General features: G+C 73.0%; 18 protein-coding genes. 11 read left to right on the top strand and 7 right to left on the bottom strand.

From position 1 onward, the window contains the following. Positions 1-183: 183 nt before the first annotated feature. Entirely contained in the window at positions 184-372 is a 189-nt protein-coding gene (locus EDC02_RS40545) for a hypothetical protein (protein WP_123605904.1), read from the top strand. Positions 373-392: 20 nt separating this feature from the next. Further along, positions 393-650: a hypothetical protein gene (locus EDC02_RS31610; RefSeq protein WP_123605903.1), complete on the top strand. Its 258-nt coding sequence runs from the start codon at positions 393-395 to the stop codon at positions 648-650. Positions 651-657: 7 nt separating this feature from the next. Here EDC02_RS31610 and nagA read toward each other — a convergent pair whose 3' ends face one another. Genes nagA through EDC02_RS31595 form a run of 3 tightly spaced genes read right to left on the bottom strand, consistent with a single transcriptional unit; the run spans position 658 to position 3,721 of the window. Beyond that, positions 658-1,788: an N-acetylglucosamine-6-phosphate deacetylase gene (gene nagA / locus EDC02_RS31605; RefSeq protein ID WP_123605902.1), complete on the bottom strand. Its 1,131-nt coding sequence runs from the start codon at positions 1,786-1,788 to the stop codon at positions 658-660. After that, a complete protein-coding gene (locus EDC02_RS31600; RefSeq protein WP_233606549.1) occupies positions 1,785-2,792 on the bottom strand; it encodes an ROK family protein in 1,008 nt (335 codons plus the stop codon). Before EDC02_RS31600 ends, nagA begins: the two co-directional genes overlap by 4 nt. Beyond that, positions 2,789-3,721 carry an SIS domain-containing protein gene (locus tag EDC02_RS31595; RefSeq protein ID WP_123605901.1) on the bottom strand — a complete coding sequence of 311 codons (933 nt, stop codon included), beginning with the start codon at positions 3,719-3,721 and terminating at the stop codon, positions 2,789-2,791. Before EDC02_RS31595 ends, EDC02_RS31600 begins: the two co-directional genes overlap by 4 nt. A gap of 252 nt (positions 3,722-3,973) precedes the next feature. On the opposite strand from EDC02_RS31595, the gene EDC02_RS31590 reads away from it, so the two are divergent. The 4 genes from EDC02_RS31590 to EDC02_RS31575 all read left to right on the top strand — a co-directional run bounded on the left by EDC02_RS31590 (position 3,974) and on the right by EDC02_RS31575 (position 7,289). Continuing rightward, positions 3,974-4,759, top strand: a complete 786-nt coding sequence (locus EDC02_RS31590) for a DeoR/GlpR family DNA-binding transcription regulator (protein WP_123605900.1) — start codon at positions 3,974-3,976, stop codon at positions 4,757-4,759. 61 nt (positions 4,760-4,820) lie between these two features. Further along, on the top strand, positions 4,821-5,807 hold the full coding sequence (locus tag EDC02_RS31585) for an ABC transporter ATP-binding protein (RefSeq protein ID WP_123605899.1): 987 nt from the start codon (positions 4,821-4,823) through the stop codon (positions 5,805-5,807). Next, the gene (locus EDC02_RS31580; protein ID WP_123605898.1) at positions 5,804-6,814 is read left to right on the top strand and encodes an ABC transporter permease; all 1,011 of its coding nucleotides are present in this window, start codon (positions 5,804-5,806) and stop codon (positions 6,812-6,814) included. Before EDC02_RS31585 ends, EDC02_RS31580 begins: the two co-directional genes overlap by 4 nt. A 31-nt stretch (positions 6,815-6,845) precedes the next feature. After that, entirely contained in the window at positions 6,846-7,289 is a 444-nt protein-coding gene (locus EDC02_RS31575) for a DUF3263 domain-containing protein (protein ID WP_123605897.1), read from the top strand. Between the two features lie 51 nt (positions 7,290-7,340). Here the strand turns inward: EDC02_RS31575 and EDC02_RS31570 are convergent, their stop codons facing one another. Next, a complete protein-coding gene (locus EDC02_RS31570) occupies positions 7,341-7,553 on the bottom strand; it encodes a hypothetical protein (RefSeq protein ID WP_123607285.1) in 213 nt (70 codons plus the stop codon). A gap of 160 nt (positions 7,554-7,713) precedes the next feature. Between EDC02_RS31570 and EDC02_RS31565 the strand changes: the two genes are divergently transcribed. Beyond that, entirely contained in the window at positions 7,714-8,580 is an 867-nt protein-coding gene (locus tag EDC02_RS31565; RefSeq protein ID WP_233606547.1) for a hypothetical protein, read from the top strand. Positions 8,581-8,783: 203 nt separating this feature from the next. Beyond that, entirely contained in the window at positions 8,784-9,305 is a 522-nt protein-coding gene (locus EDC02_RS31560) for a GNAT family N-acetyltransferase (RefSeq protein ID WP_123605895.1), read from the top strand. A gap of 48 nt (positions 9,306-9,353) precedes the next feature. On the opposite strand, the gene EDC02_RS31555 is transcribed toward EDC02_RS31560, so the two are convergent. Further along, entirely contained in the window at positions 9,354-11,594 is a 2,241-nt protein-coding gene (locus EDC02_RS31555; RefSeq protein WP_123605894.1) for an AAA family ATPase, read from the bottom strand. Between the two features lie 75 nt (positions 11,595-11,669). Here EDC02_RS31555 and EDC02_RS31550 point away from each other — a divergent pair, with 75 nt between their 5' ends. The 3 genes from EDC02_RS31550 (at position 11,670) to EDC02_RS31540 (ending at position 16,198) form a co-directional block, all read left to right on the top strand. Further along, positions 11,670-14,552 carry an alpha/beta fold hydrolase gene (locus EDC02_RS31550; protein ID WP_123605893.1) on the top strand — a complete coding sequence of 961 codons (2,883 nt, stop codon included), beginning with the start codon at positions 11,670-11,672 and terminating at the stop codon, positions 14,550-14,552. After that, the gene (locus tag EDC02_RS31545; protein WP_123605892.1) at positions 14,552-15,454 is read left to right on the top strand and encodes an ABC transporter permease subunit; all 903 of its coding nucleotides are present in this window, start codon (positions 14,552-14,554) and stop codon (positions 15,452-15,454) included. Before EDC02_RS31550 ends, EDC02_RS31545 begins: the two co-directional genes overlap by 1 nt. A gap of 75 nt (positions 15,455-15,529) precedes the next feature. Then, positions 15,530-16,198, top strand: coding sequence for a hypothetical protein (locus EDC02_RS31540; protein WP_123605891.1), 669 nt, complete (start codon positions 15,530-15,532; stop codon positions 16,196-16,198). 4 nt (positions 16,199-16,202) lie between these two features. Here the strand turns inward: EDC02_RS31540 and EDC02_RS31535 are convergent, their stop codons facing one another. Next, positions 16,203-18,023 carry a dynamin family protein gene (locus tag EDC02_RS31535; protein WP_123605890.1) on the bottom strand — a complete coding sequence of 607 codons (1,821 nt, stop codon included), beginning with the start codon at positions 18,021-18,023 and terminating at the stop codon, positions 16,203-16,205. 176 nt (positions 18,024-18,199) lie between these two features. Further along, positions 18,200-19,831, bottom strand: a complete 1,632-nt coding sequence (locus EDC02_RS31530) for a hypothetical protein (RefSeq protein ID WP_158632385.1) — start codon at positions 19,829-19,831, stop codon at positions 18,200-18,202. Positions 19,832-19,992: the final 161 nt, after the last annotated feature.

Here is a 19,992-nt window from a genome sequence, read left to right as displayed (position 1 = left end):
AGGTCCGTTGTGAACCCCACCAATTCGGAAGCCTGATGGTGGAAATCGGAGCGATCGTCGGGGCGGCGCTGCTCGGCTTCTGCGCGGGGCTGTGGTCGTTCCGAGTGAAGTCCAGATGGTGCCCCAGCTGCGGATGCGCCACCTGGCCGATGGAGCGAGGCGCCGACGGCGTGGAAAGGCCATGTGGCGACGGGTGACCCGGTGAACAACCGGCTGCTGCGGACCCCGGAACCGAGCCCAGGAGATGTGTTGCTGATCGGGCGGGAGGCGAGCGTCCAGTTCGCCGACGACCGCGGCAACGCCACAGAACGGCGCGAGATCTTCGTCCAGCGTCACGGACTCTACCGACTGCACAAACGTACCGCGACCTGACTGTTGACCAAGGAGAAGAAGTGATCATCGACGTACTGCGTGACTGGTGGCTGCGCTGGCTCGACTCGCGCTCCGGCCGGTCCACGGCGTCCCGGCGACTGCGCGCCCTGCGGCTGCGGCAGACGACATCCGCTCGGCATCGCCGCCTCGACGGTAACCGTGGACACCACTGGCGATCGGAGACCACCACCCTGCTGCCGACCCTGCGCCCACTGATGACCTACGGCCAGCAACTCGGCTATCGACTACCGCCCGCCAGCATGCTGACCAGCCGGTGACCGTGGCTCACTGCCAGACGCCGGCGCGCATCACTCGGCGTACCCGCAGGTCGTCGTCGAGCTCGACCAGGTCGGCCCGGTGCCCGGGGGCGAGTGCGCCGACCGTGCCGGCCAGGCCGATCGTCGCCGCCGGGGTGGTGGCCGCCATCCGTACGGCGTCGACGATGTCGATGCCGGCGGCGACCGCCCGGCGCAGCGCCGCGTCCATGGTCAGCGTGCTGCCGGCGATCGACCCGTCGCGGGCCAACCGGGCCACGGAGCCGGACACCGTCACCGCCTGCCCGCCGAGTTCGTACGCGCCGTCGGGCATCCCGGCGGCGGCCATCGCGTCGGTGACCAGCGCGGTCCGGCCGGGGCCGCCGACCGACGTGGCGAAGGTGAGGGTGCCGTCGTGCAGGTGCACCCCGTCGGCGATCAGTTCACAGGTCACCCGGTCGTCGCCGAGCAGGGCGAACACCGGGCCGGGTTCGCGGTGGTGCGGTGGCCGCATGCCGTTGAACAGGTGCGTACCGGCGGTGGCGCCGGCGTCGATCGCCGCCCGGGTCTGGCCGTAGCCGGCGTCGGTGTGGCCGATCGCGGCGACCACCCCGGCGTCGACCAGCCGGGCGATCGCGGCCAGCGCGCCGGCCCGCTCCGGGGCCACGGTGACCATCCGGATCACGCCGCCGCCGAGGTCGAGCAGCCCGGCCAGTTCGTCCGGCTCCGGGTCGCGCAGGTACGCCGGGTTCTGCGCCCCGCACCGCACGACCGACAGGTAGGGGCCCTCGAAGTGCAGCCCGGCGAGGGTGCCGTCGGCGACCAGCGGGGCGTACCGGGTGACGGCGTCGCGCATCAGCTCGACCGGCGAGCTGACCAGGCTGGCCAGCAGGCTTGTGGTGCCGTGGGCCAGGTGGAAGGCGGCGGCCCGGCGGGCCGAGTCGGGGTCGCCGGTGGTGAAGGTGTGTCCGCCGCCGCCATGGTTGTGGATGTCGACGAAGCCCGGCACGATCCAGCCCGACGCCGACGCCGACGCCGACGCGGGTGCGCTGGGCCGGCCGTGGTCCGCCGTCGCCACCTCGGTGATCGTGTCGCCGTCGACGGTCAGGCGGCCGTGCTCGCGTACCCCGTCGGGGGTGACCAGCCGGCCCTCGACCATCATCGGGCGGCCCTCTCGACCGGCTCGGCGGCCCGCTCGACCAGGTCCGACGCGAGCAGGTCCGACGCGAGCAGCGCGGCACCGAGGCAGCCTGCCTCGTCGCCGAGCGCGGCCCGGACCAGCCGGGGCAGCCGGTGGAAGGTGGCCCGGCGGCGGATCGCGGCGTCCAGCGGGGCGAGCAGCTGGTCGCCGGCCTCGGCCAGCCCGCCGCCCAGCACCACCAGCTCGGGGTCGAACATCGCCTGCCCGATCAGCAGGCCGTCGGCGAGCGCGTCGACCGCGTCGGTCCAGATCCGGCCGGCGGTCGGGTCGCCGGCGGCGGCCAGCCGGGCCACTTCGGCGGCGCCGCCGGTGCGGCGGCCGGCCTGGTCGGCGTACCGGCGGGTGATCGCCGACGCCGACGCCACCGCCTCCAGGCAGCCGGTCTGCCGGCAGCCGCAGGCCGGCCCGTCTGGGCGGACCACCACGTGGCCGAGTTCGCCGGCCGCGCCGTGCGCGCCGGGGTAGCCGGTGCCGTCGACGACGGCGGCGGCGGCGATGCCGGTGCCGATCGCCACGAACAGCACGTGCCGGCTGCCCTGCCCGGCGCCGATCCGGGCCTCGGCGACCCCGCCGGCCCGTACGTCGTGGCCGAGCGCCGTCGGCAGCCCGACCCGGGCGGCCACCAGGTCGCGCAGCGGTACGTCGCGGAAGCCGACGTTGGCCGACCAGACCGCGACGCCGGCCGACTCGTCGACGACCCCGGGTACGGCGACGCCGACCGCGACCGGGGTGAGCCCGTCGGCGCGGGCGGTGTCGGCGAGTTGCCCGGCGAGGTCGCAGATGGTGTCGACGACGGCGGCCGGCCCCCGGGCCGCTGCGGTCGGGCGCCGCTCGGTGTGCCGTACCGCCCGGTCGGTCAGCCCGACCAGGGCGCTCTTGATGCCGGTGCCGCCGACGTCCAACGCGATGACGACCTCGTCGGACGGCCCCGGCGGCGTCGGGTCGACTCCGCCGGCCAGGGTCACGTCAGCACGACCGACCGGGTCAGGTGGCGCGGGTTGTCCGGGTCGAGGCCCCGGCTGGTGGCGAGGGCCACCGCGAACCGTTGGGCGAGGATCAGGTCGGCCATCGGGTCGAGCGGGCGGCGTCCGGCGGCCCACCGGTCGAGGACGGCGTACACGCCGTTGGTCCGGCTGTGCACGAACGCCGCGCCGGTCGCCGCCACGTCGTCGGCCAGGTGGTCGGGGATGTCGCCGAACGCCCACACCATCCGGCCCGGCCCGGCGATCGCGATCGGCCCGTGCCGGTAGTCCATCGCCGGGTACGCCTCGGACCAGAAGACGGCGGCCTCGCGGCACTTCAGCGCCGCCTCGTGGGCCAGGCCGACGGTCCAGCCCCGGCCGAGGAAGGTGGCCTGGTCGATCAGCGCCGGGTCGATCGGCAGCCGGGCCCGGACGGCGACCTCGGCGTCGGCGGCGATCGCCGCGACGTCCGCGCCGAGGTGGGCCCGCAGCAGCGCCAGCACGCTGGTGGCGAAGCGGGTCTGCACCACGGACCGTTCGTCGGCGTACGGCAGGGCGACGACGTGGCCGGCGAGCTGGGCGGCGGGGGAGCCGGGGTCGCCGACCAGCACCGTGGTGCGCTGCGGGTCGTCGACGGCGGCGAGCAGGTCGGTGATCTCGGTGGTGGTGCCGGAGCGGCTGATCGCGATGAGCCGGTCGTAGTGCCGGCCGGTGGGGAACTCGGAGGCCTGGAAGGCGTCGGTCTCACCCTGGCCGGCGCTCTCCCGCAGCCCGGCGTACGCCATCGCCATGAACCAGGATGTGCCGCAGCCGACCACGGCGACCCGCTCGCCGGGGCTGGGCAGCGCCGGTGCGGGGGTGTCGGCGGCCTGTGCGGCAGCCTGGCGCCAGCACTCCGGCTGGCTGGCGATCTCGGCGTCGACGTAGCTCATCGCGACACTCCTCGCTGACCACAAGCAGTGGTGCTCGTTCGGGCTCGAACTGGCACCTTTTCGCGCGTCATTGTGCGCGTCCGGTCACCGGGTGGCAACAACCGGGCTGGGGTGATGCCCGATCGCGCAGCCGAAGGTTTTGCCTACCGGGCGTTTCGCGCATTAGTGTGCAGCAAACTGGTCACCATCCGCGCAGCTAGGCATGGCAGGCGGTGAGGCGCGGGAAGCAGCGAGGCGCGGGAAGGGGGCGGCATGGATCGGTACGCACGCTGGAACGCGCTGCTGGAACTGCTCACCGACAGCGGCCGGATCACCGTGGAGGACGCCGCCACCCGCCTCGACGTCTCCCAGGCCACCATCCGCCGCGACTTCGACCAGCTCGCCCAGCAGCAGATGATCACCCGCACCCGGGGCGGGGCGGTCGCCAACGGCGTCTCCTACGACCTGCCGCTGCGCTACAAGACCGCCAAGCACTCGGCGGAGAAGCAGCGCATCGGCACCGCCGCCGCCGCACTCGTCGAACCCGGCATGGTCGTCGGACTCAACGGCGGTACCACCACCACCGAGGTGGCCCGCGCGCTCGCCGTACGCCCGGATCTGAACACCAGCGCGGACGGCGCCCAGCTGACCGTGGTCACCAACGCGCTGAACATCGCCAACGAGCTGCTGGTCCGCTCCCGGATGAAGATCGTCGTCGCCGGCGGGGTGGTCCGCCCGCAGTCGTTCGAGCTGGTCGGACCGCTCGGCGGCGCGCTGCTGCGCGAGGTGACCCTGGACGTCGCGCTGCTCGGCGTCGACGCGATCGACCCGCAGCTCGGCGCCGCCGCCCACCACGAGGGCGAAGCGTCGATGAACGCGCTGATGGTGGCCCGCGCGAAGCGGGTGGTGATCATCGCCGACGGGTCGAAGCTGGGCGGGCACGCCTTCGCCCGGATCTGCCCGATCGACCGGGTGGAGACCCTGATCACCGACTCCGGCGCCGAGCCCTGCACGGTCGCCGCCTTCCGCGAACTCGGCGTGACGGTGGTCACCGCCTGAGCCGTCGGTCCCGTATGGTGTGCCCTTGTCCTGACGGCGGGTACACGGGGGAGGGCGGCGGATGACGGCCGTACTGGAGATATCCGGGCTGCGCAAGACGTACCGCAGCCGTCGGCGCGGGGTCCGACACGCCGTCGACGGTTTCGACATGCGGGTCGAGGCCGGCCAGGTGCACGGCTTCCTCGGCCCGAACGGATCCGGCAAGACCACCACGCTGCGTACCCTGCTCGGCCTGGTCGCGCCGAACGGCGGCCGGATGTCGATCCTCGGCCAACCGGTCCCGCAGCAGCTGCCGGCGGTGATCGGCCGGGTCGGCGCCATCGTGGAGAGTCCACAGTTCTTCCCGCACTTCACCGCCCGGGACACCCTGTCGCTGCTCGCCCAGGCCGGCGGCCTGGCACCGCACCGGGTGCCGGCGGTGCTGGATCTCGTCGGCCTCGCCGACCGGGCCGGCGAGCGGGTCCGCACCTACTCACTCGGCATGCGCCAGCGGCTGGCCGTCGCGTCGGCGCTGCTCAAGGAACCGGCACTGCTGATCCTCGACGAGCCGGCCAACGGCCTCGACCCGGCCGGCATCCGGGAGATGCGCACCCTGATGCGTGACCTGGTCGCCGCCGGCACCACCGTGGTGCTGTCCAGCCACATCCTCGGCGAGATCCAGGTGATCTGCGACTCGGTGACGATCATTTCGCGGGGCCGCCGGGTCACCGCCGGCCCGGTCGCCGAGGTGCTGGCCGCGCACTCCGGCGGCGGTCTGCGGGTACGCCTGGAAGCCGCCGCCGACCTGCCGGCCGCCGAGTCGGCCCTCACCACGGCCGACGGCCCGCCGGTCACCGTCACCCGGCACGCCGACCACCTGCTGGTGCACGGGGTCGACCAGCCGGCCCGGGTGACCCGAATTCTCGCCGCCGCCGGCCTGTACGTCAGCGAACTGACCCCGGTCACCGCCGATCTGGAAAGTGTCTTTCTCCAGCTGACCGCCGACGCTGCTCCGGCCGCCGATGCCGCTCCGACGGTCGCCGCCGGCCCGACGGGAGCCGGGCGATGAACCTGTACCGGGCCGAGCTGCGCCGCCTCGGTAAACGGCGCTTCGTCCGCTACCTGGTGGCCGCCGCGCTGCTGGTGCTGGTCGCGATCGCCGTCGGGACGTTCCTCGGCAACCAGAAGATCGGCCCGGCGGCGTTCGCCGAAGCCGAGCGCACCGCCGAGGCCGAGTACCGGGCCGGGGTCGAATGGGCCGAGCAGTGGCGGGCCGAATGCGAGCGCAGCCAGAGCAGCGGCGCTGCCGACGCGAACCGGTTCCCACCGAACTGCGCCGACATCATGGTGCCGACCCGGGACATGTACCCGGCCGAGCAGCACCTGCCGGCGACGTTCACCTTCCACAGCCAGTTTCCGGCCACTCTCTACATTTTCGCCACCCTGACGACCCTGGTCTTCTTCGCGGCCGGGGCGTCGTTCATCGGTGCCGAGTGGACCTCCGGCGGGATGATGAACCTGCTGCTGTGGCGGCCACGGCGGCTGCGTGTCCTGTTCACCAAGCTGGCCGCGCTGCTGACCGGCGCACTGGCCGTGACCGTGCCTGCCGTGCTGCTGTGGACGGCGGCGCACTGGGCCACCGCCGTGTGGCGCGGCTCGACCGCCGAGATGACCGCCGGCGCCTGGCGGTCCGTCGCGTTGACCGAGCTGCGGGTGGTGGTGCTGGTCGTCGCGGCCGCCACGGTCGGCTTCGGGCTGGCCGCGATCGGCCGGCACACCGCGTTGGCGCTCGGCGGCGTCCTCGCCGTACTGGTGCTGGGTCAGTCCGGGTTGAGCTTCCTCGCCGACGTGACCGACGCGACCTTCGTCGAGGCGTGGCTGCTGCCGGTGTACTGGATCGCCTGGATGGACTCGTCGATCGAGCTGACCGACTGGCAGGCCTGTGCCGGGCAGCCCGGCTGCGTACCGCCGACCATGGAACTGACCTGGATACACACCGGCGTGCTGATGGCGGCGGTGGTACTGCTGGTGTCGGCCGTCGCGGCGTGGACGGTGCGGCGGCGCGACGTCAGCTGAGCCCGACACACCCGACGGCGCGAACCGGCGGATGCGTACCCGCCGGGTGGGCGATTACCCTGGTGAGGTGCCGGCTGCTGACGAACCCCGGACCGGACCGGGCGCCGGGTCGGTCCCCCGGACCACGGCCGGCGTTCCCCGGCAACGCAGCGAGCCGCTCGACGGCTGGGAGTCCGACGACGCCGGCACCGAGCCGGTCGGTGCCGACCCCGTCAGCGGTACGGCTGCCGCCGGTCCGGCCGCGACCGGGCTGACCGAGCGTGAGCAGCGGATCCTCGACTTCGAACGGCAGTGGTGGAAGCACGCCGGCGCCAAGGAACAGTCGATCCGGGACACCTTCGGTCTCTCCGCCACCCGCTACTACCAGCTGCTCAACCAGTTGCTGGACAACCCGGCCGCGCTGGCCGTCGAACCGGTGCTGGTGGCCCGGCTCCGCCGGTTGCGGGCCGCCAGGTCGCGGGCCCGGCGCGGCTGAGCCGCCCCGGGGCGAGCGGGCCAGCGCCAGCGTGCGCCCCGGTGGGTCGGTCTACTTCTCGTACATTTTGAGCCCGTTGCCGAGCGCGATGAACGTCGGCGCCCACTCGCCGATGAAGATGCCCCACCGGTCGGCCCGGTCGACGCCCGCCGCCTCGAACCGCTTGGAGAGTACCCAGCTGGTGAACGAGATCCCGATGCTGACGATGCCGGCGACGTACATGTGTTCGGCCCGCAGGCCCTTCTCGTGTAGTTGACGCAACATCTGTGGTCCCCCTGTGTCCCGGGCGCCGCTGTCACGTGCGCCGCGCGGCCCGCGATCCTCGACACCCACCTACCGGTCAAGCTACCGTCGGTGACGGACCGGATTCCGAGAGTTGGTGAGAGATGCTCAGGGTGATTCCCGACCGACTCCGGTGCCGGCGGTGACGAGCCGGTCGTCGGCGTTGCCGGCCGGCCTGCCGACGATGCGGGTGGACGCCTGCTCGGTCGCCGCGCCCGGACAACCGGACAACGAGGACCATATCCTGCAGTACGGGGACCTGGTCGGCGTGCTGGACGGTGCCACCGCACCCGCCGGCTTCGACACCGGCTGCAGCCACGGGCCGGCCTGGTACGTGCGCCGGCTCGCCGCCCGGCTCGGGCTGGCCAGCGCCGCCACGCCGGCCGCGCCGCTGGCCGGGCTGCTCGCCGAGGCCATCCGGGCGGTCCGCGACGACCACGCGGCCAGCTGCGACGTGGACCACCCGGGCACCCCGTCGTCCACCGTGTGCCTGCTGCGCCGGTCCGGTGGACACCTGGACTACCTGGTGCTGTGCGACAGTCCACTGGTGGTCGAAGCCGCCGGACAGGTCGGCGTGGTGGCCGACAACCGGTTGGCCGACACCATGGCCAGGCTGCGCGGACAGCACGATCCGCCGGCCACCGACGACCCGCGGCACAGCTACCACCGGGCCGTACGGTGGCAGCGGCAGTGGACCAACCAGCCGGACGGCTACTGGGTGGCCGCCGCCGACCCGGTCGCCGCCGACCGTGCGCTCTGCGGCACCCTGCCGCTGACCGGACCGGGCCGGATCACCCGGGCGGCGCTGCTCAGCGACGGGGCGTCCCGGGCCGTCGAACAGTTCGGGCTGTACGGCTGGCCGCAGCTGATGGATCTGCTCGCCGAGGCCGGGCCAGCCGAGTTGATCCGCCAGGTACGGGCCGCCGAGACCGCCGGTCCGGATCGGTCGACCGGTCACAAGCGGCACGACGACGCCACGGCGATATCTTGTCTGTTCGATACCGGCTGATCTGGTCCGTCGATGCGTACTGAGCTGGAACAACAGCTGGCGGGCGGGATCCGGGCCGCCGGCCGGCGGGTGACTGATGTCCCCGAGGCCGTTTCGGCAGCGCCGGAACTGAGCAAGTATCCGTCCCAGGGGCCGGTAGCTGGGTAGACGGGAGGTGCGGAATGAGTAAGGCGGAATCGGCACCGGCCTGGGAGACTACCGCCGTGCGGCACGACGTGCGGTTGACCCCGATGAGCGACGACCTGTTGGAGCCGTTGCTCTCCGCCGCCGTGGCCGAAGCCGAGCCGGGTGAAGTGATGCCGCCGGTGCCCGGCCCGGCCGGTTGGACCGCCGCCCGTCGGGACGCCTTCCGCACGTTCTACCGGTCCCACTTCGGCGGCGGACAGTTCGGGCCCGCCGGCACCATCGTCTACGCGGTCACCGTTGGCGGGGACGTGGTCGGCGGCATCCGGCTCAGCCGGCTGGACACCCCTTCCGTCGTGGAGACCGGCATCTGGCTCGGCCGGTCCGCCCGCGGGCGGGGGATCGGCTCCGCCGCGCTACGCGCGGTGCTGGACGAAGCGGTCCGGCTCGGCGCCCACCTGGTCATCGCCCGGACCACACCGGCCAACCGGTCGGCGATCAACCTGCTGCGCCGGTGCGGCGCGATCATCGGGGTCGAGCAGGGCCAGGTACACGCCCGGTTCTGGCTGGACGAGGCGTTCACCACCGACCTGGCCGGCTGATCCGGGCGCCGACGCGTCGGCGCACAGCTGCCGTCAGGTGCGAATGCCCTACCGGGCGGACTGCTGTTCGGCGTACGCGGCCAACCAGGCCACCTGCGCCGGGTCCAGCGACGGCCGGATCCGGTCCCGGGCCGCCGCGACGTGCGCGGCGGTCACCGACGACGCCTCCAACGACTCCCGCATCGCGGCCAGCGCCGACTCGCGGACCAGCGCGGCGCAGTCCGCCGCCGAGAAGCCGTCCAACGTCCCGGCGAGCCCGGTCAGGTCCACGTCGTCGGCGAGCGGCACCGACTTCGCCGCCGCCTTGAGGATCTCGGTGCGCGCGGTACCGTCCGGCGGCGGTACGTACACCAGCCGCTCCAGCCGGCCCGGCCGCAGCAGCGCCGGGTCGACCAGATCCGGTCGGTTCGTCGCACCGATCACCACGACGTTGCGCAGCGCCTCGACCCCGTCCAGCTCGGTGAGCAGCGCGGCCACCACCCGGTCGGTGGTGCCGCCATCGGACGCCTGCCCGCGCACCGGGGCCAGGGCGTCCACTTCGTCCAGGAACACCAGGGTCGGCGCCGCCTCGCGGGCCCGGCGGAACAGCTCGCGGACCGCCCGCTCGCTCTCCCCGACCCACTTCGACAGCAACTCGGCGCCCTTGACCGACAGCACGTTCGCCTTGCCGGTGCCGGCCAGCGCGGTCACCAGGAACGTCTTGCCGCAGCCCGGCGGACCGTAGAGCAGCACCCCGCGCGGCGGCTGCACGCCCAACCGGGCGAACGTGTCCGGGTAGGTCAACGGCCAGAGCACCGACTCGGTCAGCATCTGCTTGACCTCGGCCATGTCGCCGACGTCGTCCAGGGTCACCCGCGCCAGCTCCAGTGTGGACGTCGCCATCGAGGTGGGTCGGACCACCTCCAGCGCTGCCTCGAAGTCGGCGGCGGCCACCATCGGCGTCTCCGCCGACTTCTGCCGCAGCGCCGCCCGTACCCCGGCTTCGCGGGCCAGCGCGGCCAGGTCGGCGGCGACGAACCCGGGAGTACGCCCGGCGACGTCGTCGAGCCGGACGTCGTCCTCCAGCGGCATGCCCCGGGTCAGTACGGCCAGCTGCTCCCGACGCATCGCGGCGTCCGGCAGCGGCACCGCGATCTGCACGGCGAGCAGGTCCGGGCCGCGCAGCCCGGGGTCCAGCGCCTCCGGGTGGCTGGTGGTGCAGACCACCGCCGCCCCGGCGGCCACCGTCTCGGCCAGCAGCTGCCGGAACACTGTCGACAACGGACCCGACTCGTCGCGGGGCGCGATCGCGTCCACGTCGGCGATCAGCAGCACTGCGGCGTCCCCACGGCGCACCGACTCGGCGGCCCGCCGCAGCCGCCGCGCCGCGGCGTCGTTGGTGAGCGCGGCGATCTCCGGGGCCCATAGCGTCTCCACCCGGGCGTCCAGGTCGGCGGCGACCGCACGGACCAGCGCCGACTTGCCGGACCCGGCTGGCCCGCTGAGCAGCACGCCGAGTGACACGGTGGTGCCCAGCCGGTCCAGCACCTCCCGATGGTGGAAGCCGAGGTCGAGCAGTTCGGCCAACTCATGTGCCTGGGCCCGCAGGCCGGGCAGGTCGTCCAGGTTGGGCGCCGGCTCGTCGACGAAGTCCGGTGCCGGTGCCGGCGACACCGGCCCGGCCGGGCGGACCTCCTCCCCGGACGACCCGTGGGTGGCCGGCCCGTGCCGCCAGGCCACCACGGTGTCCATCGTGACCAGCACCGGGTCCCCGATCCGGGCCGGGTCGGCCGGCTCGGCGTCGGTGACCGTCAGCAGCGTGCTGGTCCAGGCGTACCCGACGACGTTCGCGAGACTGCGCCGGGCCGCCTCCATCAGGCCGCGGTGCGCCGAGTCGGAGAAGACGTCCTGCGGCAGCAGCGACACGTCGTCACCGGCGGTGACCACCTTGCCGAGCAGGGCCAGCCGCAGCATCTCCGGGCTGACCACCGCGACGATCTCCACCGGTCCGTCCAGGGTCACCCGGCGGGCGGCCGTCTCCGGTGCCGGGGCCACGGTGACCTGGCCGCCGTCGCGGACACCGAGGTTGCCCAGGGTCAGGTCGTCGGCGTACAGCAGGGCGCGGCTGGCACCGGCCTCCGCGCGGGCGGCGACCCCGGCGGTGCTGCGCCGCCCGGTCAGCCGCACCGGTGTACCGGCGGTGACGCCGAGCGCGGCCAGCACCTCCGGGTGCAGTCGGACGATGCCCCGGCGGGCGTCCAACGCGGCGGGCCGCAGGCTCGCGGTCAGGGTCAGTTCGGGGTCGGCCACCCGCCGAGCCTATCCGCCGCCGCAGCTGAGAGGGTTCACAGCTGGCCGGCGGGCGGTGGCCGTACCGTGTGGCACATGCCGACTCCCTTGTCCACGCGGCTGCGGCGGCTCCTGCCCGGGTCGAACCAGCGGCGGCTGACCGGCGGGCTGCTCGCGCTCGCCCTGGTCGCCGGCGTGGTCACCTGGGCGGTCTGGCCCGAGTCGGTGCCGTACGCGGTGACCGAGCAGCGGCTCACGGTCCGCTCCGGCCCGGACGGTGACCAGCCGGTCGACCTGGACACCACGTTCTACCTGCCGGAGACGGCCTCGGCGACGGATCCGGTGCCGGCGGTGCTGCTCGCCCACGGGTTCGGCGGCTCCAAACAGTCGGTGGCGGCCGACGCCGAGGAGCTGGCCACCCTCGGGTACGCGGTGCTGGCGTACTCGGCGCGCGGGTTCGGCGCCAGCGGCGGACAGATCCACCTGAACAGCCCCGACCACGAGGTGCGCGACGCCGCCCGGCTGCTCGACTGGCTGGCCCAGCGTCCCGAGGTGCGTACCGACGCCGCCGGGGACCCGCAGGTCGGGGTGGTGGGCGGCTCGTACGGCGGCGCGTTGGCGCTGCTGCTGGCCGCCGCCGACGACCGGGTCGACGCGATCGTGCCGATGATCACCTGGAACGACCTGGCCGGTGCGTTCCTGCCGGAGGCGACCGGCGGCGACCCGGTCGACGGGGTGTTCAAGAAGGGCTGGGCCGGGCTTTTCTTCGGCAGCGCCGGAGCTCCCGCCGGCGGGCCGGGAATGCCGGCCGACCCGGGTGGCCAGGGGGCGCCGACCGGTGTCGGCGGGCCGGGAATGCCGGCCGATCTCGGTGGGCTCGACCCGCAGTGCGGGCGGTTCGCCGCCGACGTGTGCGCCGCGTACCTGCGGATCGCCACCACCGGCCGGGGGGACCCGGCGGCGGTGGCGCTGCTGCAGCGGTCCAGCCCGGCCCGGGTCCTGGATCGGATCACCGCGCCGACGCTGCTGATCCAGGGCACGGCGGACACGCTGTTCCCGCTCGCCCAGGCCGACGCCAACGCCCGGGGCATCGCCGCGAACGGCACCCCGGTGCGGGTCGCCTGGTACACCGGCGGCCACGACGGCGGCAGCGGTCCGCAGACCGACCAGGACCGGGTGAAGTTCCTCACCGCGCAGTGGCTGGACCACTACGTCGCCGGGGACGGCGACGCCCCGGGCGGCAGCTTCACCTGGTCGCGGATCGCCGGCTTCGACGCGATGGACCGGGGACTGGTCGCCACCGGCTACCGGATCACCGACTACCCCGGCACCGCCGGTGCGGCAACGACGACGGTCACCGTCGACGGTCCGCCGCAGCCGATCGTCAACCCGCCGGACGGTAACCCGGCGGCGATTTCCTCGCTGCCGTTGGCCGGCGGGCTGGCCGGCGCGCTCGGCGGCGTGGCCGGTGGTGTGGTCAGCGACCTGCCCGGCCAGCACAGCCACTTCGACTCGGCGCCGCTGGCCGACCCCGTCGACGTGGTCGGCGCGCCGACGGTGACCGTGCGGGCCGCGTCGGCGACCGGCGAGGCGGTGCTGTTCGTCAAGCTGTACGACGTCGACCCGGACGGCGCGATGAGCCTGCCCGGTGGGCTGGTCGCCCCGGTCCGGCTCACCGGCCTGCCGGCGGACATCGCGCAGGCGCAACCGGTCGAGGTGACCCTGCCGGCGATCGTGCACCGGTTCGAGGCCGGCAACCGGCTGCGGATCGTGGTCGCCACCTCGGACCAGGCGTACGCCACCCCGGTCGAGCCGACCGTCTACACGATCGCGGTCGGCGACAGCACCGGCGGGGCGGGCACCGACGCTGCCGACACCGACGGCGCGCCGGTCGCCCTGCCACAGGTGGCCGGTGAACCGATCGCCACCTCGGCGGCGCTGTGGCGCTGGGTGCTCGCCGGCCTGGTCGCCGCGATCGTCGTCGGACTGGTCGTGGTCCTCGCCGTGGTGCGGCTACGGCAGCGGCGCACCGACCACACCGTGAACGCCGCGCACGCGCAGACCCCACTGGTGGTGCGGGACCTGCGCAAGGAGTACGCGGACGGGTTCGTCGCGGTCGAGCGGGTCGACTTCACCGTGGAACGCGGCCAGGTCGTCGGCCTGCTCGGGCCGAACGGGGCCGGCAAGACCACCACCCTGCGGGTGCTGATGGGGCTGACCCAGCCGACCCGTGGCGAGATCCTGGTCTTCGGCCACCGGCTGGTGCCCGGCGCGCCGGTGCTGTCCCGGATCGGGTCACTCGTCGAAGGGCCCGGCTTCCTGCCGCACCTGTCCGGCATCGACAACCTGCGGGCGTACTGGCGGGCCACCGGACGCCCGGCGGCCGACGCGCATTTCGACGAGGCCCTGGCGATCGCCGGGCTGGGGGATTCGGTCCACCGCAGGATCCGCAACTACAGCCACGGGATGCGCCAACGGCTGGCCATCGCCCAGGCCATGCTCGGGCTGCCGGAGCTGCTGGTGCTCGACGAACCGACCGACGGGCTGGACCCACCGCAGATCGCCGAGATGCGCCGGGTGCTCAGGCGGTACGCCACCGGCGGGCGGGCGGTGCTGGTCTCCAGCCATCTGCTGGCCGAGGTGGAGCAGACCTGCACCCACGCGGTGGTGGTCAACAAGGGCCGGATCGTGGCCGCCGGACCGGTCGACGACATCGTCGGGGATTCGCCGAGCGTGCAGTTCGACGTCTCCGACGTGACCGCCGCCGAAGCGGTGCTGAACCGGCTGGCCGGGGTGCGTACCGTCGCCGCCGACAACGGCGGACTGATCGTCGACGTCGACGGCACGCCGCGCAGCGAGGTGGTCGCGGAGCTGGTCCGGGCCGGGGTGGCGGTGGACCGGGTGGTGCCCCGCCGCCGGCTGGAGGACGCCTTTCTCGCCCTGGTCGGCGAGAACTCACGGGGGAGCGGGGACCGCTGATGGCTACCGTCGAATCATCGGACCTGCGACAGCCGGACCGGCCGGTCGACCAGTCCGGCGCCGCCGCCGGCTACCGGGCCCGCGCCACCTTGCCGTTCTGGGCCGAGGTACGCCGCCAGGCGGCCCGCCGCCGCACCCAGCTGACCCTGGGCTTCATGGTGCTGCTTCCGCTGATCGTGCTGATCGCCTTCGAGTTCGACGACGGTGACGACGACAACGGCGGCGGCGAGTTCGCCAGTCTGGTCGAGCTGGCCACCACCGGCGGGTTGAACTTCGCCCTGTTCACCATCTTCGTGTCGTCGACGTTTCTGCTGGTGGTGGCGGTGGCGTTGTTCTGCGGCGACACGGTGGCCAGCGAGGCGAGCTGGGGGAGCCTGCGCTACCTGCTGGCCGTGCCGGTGCCCCGGGCCCGGCTGCTGGCGGTGAAGCTGGCCGCCGCGTTGGCGTACTCCGGGTTGTCGATCCTGATCCTCGCCGCGACCGCGCTGCTGGTCGGCACCCTGCGGTACGGGTGGTCGCCGCTGCGTTCGACGGTGGCCGCCGAGATCCCAGCCGGGGAGGGCACGCTGCGGCTGCTCGCCATCCTCGGCTACCTGGCGGTGGTGCTGCTGATCGTGGCGTCGCTGGCGTTCCTGCTGTCGGTGTCGACCGACGCGGCGCTCGGCGCGGTCGGCGGCGCGGTGCTGCTGTGGATCCTGTCCAGCATCCTGGACCAGATCACCGCGCTGGGCGTGCTGCGCGACTTCCTGCCGACCCATTTCAGCACCGCCTGGCTGGGGTTGCTGTCGACCCCGATGCAGACCGACGATGTGGTACGCGGCTGCGTGTCGGCGTTGGCGTACGCCACGGTCTTCCTGTCGTTGGCGTTCTGGCGGTTCACCCGCAAGGACGTCACGTCCTGACCGTCTCAGGGTTAGGGGGCAGGGCGGGGATGTCCCCCTTGCCGGTCCCGGGGGTGCTCTTCTTACAGTGGTTACATGGCACCGGCGCGATCCCTGCACGAGATCTTCGCTGGGCTGCCCGGCGACGCCGCAGCCCACAGCGACGTCGCTGCCGTGCTCGATGCCCACGGCTACGCGGACCTTCCCCCGGAGTTGCTGGCGCAGGCCGTGGTGAGCTTCGCGGACACCGCTCCGGCTGAGGTGGCCGAGCATCTGGCCCCGTTCGTCACGGCGCACAGCCAGATCGGCGGCGACGGCACCGTACCGGACGATCTGGCCTCGCCGCTCGACCTGCTCGCTACGGCTCCCGTGCCGGCGTTCGACGATCCGATGCCCGATGATCCGGCGTTCGACGGTCCGGATTTCGACGGCCCGATGCCGGATGGGGCGGAGTTCGATGCCTCCGGGTTCGACGCCTCCGGGTTCGACGACCCAAGTTTCGCGGCCGGCCCGGAGATCGACGCGGCGTTCGGCCACGGCGATGGCCCGACCGTCGACGATCGTGAGCCGGCAACGGTCGAGCCGTCCCCGGCCGGCCCAACCGGGGACGACGCCGAACCGGCCAGCCACGACAGCCAACAGGATGCGGCGGATCTCTTGGACGGTCCGCTATCGTCCGGTGACCCATGGGCGATGCCGTCGATCTCCGAGGGCACCGCCGGGGTGGACGGTGCCGCGGAGATCGACGACCTCGGGGCCGGCTGACCGGTCAGGCGCCGACGATCGCGGTGGCGTGCTCGCGCAGCTGACGCAGCCGGTCCAGCTCGGCGTTCAGGTCGCGGAGCCGGCTCTCCCGCTCCGCCTTGGTCCGCTGCGCGGCCTCCGACGCGGCGGCCAGCGCCTTGGCGTTCGACCGGGACAACTCCTCGGCCAGCGCGCTGTAGTGGTCGCGGAGCTGGCGCTGAATCCGGCGCAGCGTGTCCCGGGAGTCCTTGGTCATCACGAAACTGACCTCGTCGCAGTACCGCCGGACGGCGTTCTTCGCCTGGTTCTGCCGGTTGACGCGTTGCCGCTTCTTCTCCTCGCGCAGGCCCTTGCGGCCCATCACCAGCCCGATCCCGATACCGATCGGGCCGAGCGCGATCCCGGTCAACGAACCGAGCATGACGAACATGAGCGCGCCGCCGTAGGCGCTCTTGAGCGCTACCATCGCCTGCTTGCCGAGCTTCATCTTGGCCAGCTCGATCTTGTGGTCCACCTGTGCGGTGCCGACCAGCGGGACCGGGTCGGGGATGGCGACGTGGCGTAGCACCTCGCCGGCGGCCTCCTGAAAGTGCAGGGCCACGTCGTCGCTCAGGCTCATCGCCCGGTCCCGCAGCATCATGTAGTTGGCCAGCAGTTCGTTGGACACCCTGGCCTGCAACCAGCGTTCGGTCTCGTCCCAGGCGTCGGCGGGGTCGATCTCCTCGATCGCGGCGTCGGCCTCCTCGAGGATGCGCCGGAGCCGGCCGCGCAGGTCGTAGTCGACATCGGCGTTCAGATCGGAGATCCCGTCGCTCAGCGTCTGCTGCCACTTCGCCGCGGCCGCCTTGAGCGCCTCGACCCGCTGCTTCACCGCGTTGAGCTCGGCCACCACCGTGGCGGCGGCCTCCGGGTCGGCGAGCGCGGCGTGCTCTGCCTTGAACTGGTTCTCCATCTGCTCGCAGATGCCGACGACCGACGCGGCGGCCTGTGTGGCGACTCGGGTCGCCGCCCCACCGGCCACCCGCTGCGTCACGAACTTGACCAGATCCGGGAACCCGGACTCGGCGTTGAGTTCCTTGTCGTTGCCGGCGACGGCCCGCAGCCGCAGCGCGGACGACACCGGGATGATCGGCATCTCGACTTCGCGGCGCAGGTGGCCCTCGTCCAGGTCACGGATCTTCCGCCAGTGTGGGTAGAAGTCCGTCTTGGTGATCACGCACACCACCGTCGGGCACACCTCGTGGGCCTGCCGCAGGAAGTCCAGCTCGCTGCGGGTCAACTCCTGGGCGGCGTCGGTGACGAACAGCAGCGCGTCGGCCATTGACGCGGCGGCCAGGCTGGCCGCAGCGTGGACCGAGCCCAGACCGCCGACCCCCGGGGTGTCGACCATGACGAGGCCGTTCGACAGGATGTTGCGCGGCAGCCGGACCTCCACCCCGGCGATCCCGGGCGGGGTGGCGTCGCCGGTGGCCCGTTCCAGCACCACGTCCTGCACCTGGTCGATGGGCAGCGGCTCCCGCCGGGCGGGGTCGTCGCTGAACAGCAGTTGCGCCGACGGCTGCGGTCCGTGCCGGATGTAGGTCGGCAGGGCGGTGGCCACGTCGTCGTCGACCGGGCAGATCTTCGTCCCGACCAGCGCGTTGACCAGCGAGCTCTTGCCCTGCTTGAACTCGCCGACGACCACGACGTGCACCACCGGGTCGGACAGGGTGTGCCGGATGGTGGCCAGCCGGCCACCGAGGTCGGGGCGGTCGTACGCCTCGCAGGCGCGTACCGCGAGATCGACGATCTGTGTCGCCCGTTGCAGCGTGCTGTCAGCGTCAGGGGGTGTCGTTTTCGCGGTCAACGTCGCTCCTCGATCGAGGTTGGTATCAGCGGGCGGTGGTCAGCGGGCGGTGGCCAGCGGCAAAACGGTGCGAGCGCCAACATGGCGTGGCAGGCCCCGGCCGGACCTGCCACGCCATGTTGGCGCTCACCGGGCCGGACGCCGTGCGACGTCCGGCCCGCTCTGTGGGTGTCCGGTCACGCCCCGAGGGCCGGGTCCGGAGTGCTGTCCGCCTCGGCGGTGTTGTTGTTGTTGAACGAGTCGTCGGTGGTGAACGAGTCCTCCGTGTTGAAGGAGTCCTCCTGGTTGAACGAGTCGTCGGTGTTGACCGAGTTGTCGGTCGACTGGTCGTTGAACGAGTCGTTGGTGGACTGGTCGTTGAACGAGTCCTGGGTGCTGGCCGAGTTGCCTCCGGAGGCCAGCGACGAGTCCTCGATCTTCGAGTCGGTGGTGTTCTGCTGGCTGCCGCCCCCGAAGTTGATGTTGATCGGCCCGACCTCGCCGCCGGCACCGCCGCTGGCGTCGCCGCCGGTGCCGCTGCCACCGGCACCGCTGCCACCCGTGGCGTTGCCGCCCCGGCCGCCGTCGCCGCCGTCGCCGCCCTCGCCGTCGCCTTCGCCTTCGCCTTCGCCCTTGCCACGCCCGACGCCGACACCGGTCCCGATGCCGACCCCGGCCCCGGTCCCACCGTCGCCGGCGTTCCCGCCGTCGGCGCTGGCGTTGCCGCCCCGGCCGCCGTCGCCGCCGGTGCCGCTGGCGTCGCCGCCGGCCGCCCCGCTGGCGTCGATGTCGAACTGGGCGGCCTGGTTGTTGTCGCCGACCACGGCCTTGTCCACGTCGTCGGCGACGATGCCGGTGTTGTCGCCCAGCACCGTCCGGTCGACGTCACCGTCGGCGATCACTCCGGTGTTGAGGCCGGTGTTGACCACACCGTCGATGTCGTCGCCAGCGGTGACGGCGTTGTCGCCGGTGTTGCCGACCACGTCGCCGGACTCCGAGTTGCCGAGGAACGCCCCGTCCCCGGTCGCGCCGAGCACGTCGCCGTCGCCGGTGCCGACCACCGCGCCGTCGCCGGCGGTCACCTTGTCACCGTCGACGAACTCCAGCGACGAGTTGTCGCCGGTGACGCCGAACGCGTCGTCGCCGGCCGCCACCGACCCGCCGGTCGCGGCGACCTGGTCGCCGTCGCCCTGCTGCGCCACCGCCCCGTCACCGGTGGCCGCGTTGACGTCCCCGTCACCGGTGTTGGCGACGTTGCCGTCCCCGGTCTGGTTGAGGTTCTCGGAGTCGACGTCGATGTCGCCAACAACCGGACCGTCCACGTCCAGGTCGACCGAGTTGTCAATCTCGGTGGAGTTGTCGGTGAAGGTCTGCGAGTTGTCGACGAAGTTCTGGTTGGTGAAGTTCTGCGTCACCTGGGTCACCTGCTGGACGACCTCTGGGGTCGGCACGTTGGCGGCGGCGCCGGCACCGAAGCCCCCACCGGCGCCGCCACCACCTCCGGCGAAGCCGCCGCCCCCACCAGCGCCTCCACCGGCCCCCCCACCGGAGAAGCCCCCACCCCCGGCGCCTCCACCGGACCCCCCGCCAGCGAAGCCGCCCCCACCGGGCCCCCCACCGGACGGGCCGTCGCTGCTGCCGAACGCCGCCTCACCGACGATCTGGTCGACGTCGAGCTCGTTGAGCGTCTCCGCCTCGATCCCGTTGGCGGCGAACGCGCCCTCCGGGTCGGCCAGGAACTTGGCGGTCTCCTCTTCGCTGCTGAACACCTTGTCGAACAGCGCCTTGACCTTTTCGACGATCAACGGGGTGACTTCTACCGCGGCCATGATGTCTCCTGAATTCGTGGTTCGTAGGGGTTCTGGTCCGTCCCGATCGGCCGGACAAGTACAAGACTGCGGGTCGACGCCCGCCCCTCGCATCGGGGCTTCCCCCCTGCCAGGTTCGGGGGTGTAGGGGGGTGCCACCAAGCTCAGGTCAGCTAACCGAC

The organism is Micromonospora sp. Llam0, from assembly GCF_003751085.1.
In the GTDB taxonomy this organism is placed as follows: domain Bacteria; phylum Actinomycetota; class Actinomycetes; order Mycobacteriales; family Micromonosporaceae; genus Micromonospora_E.
Note: the sequence above shows the minus strand (reverse complement) of the source record. Positions and strands in the feature narration are given on the sequence as shown.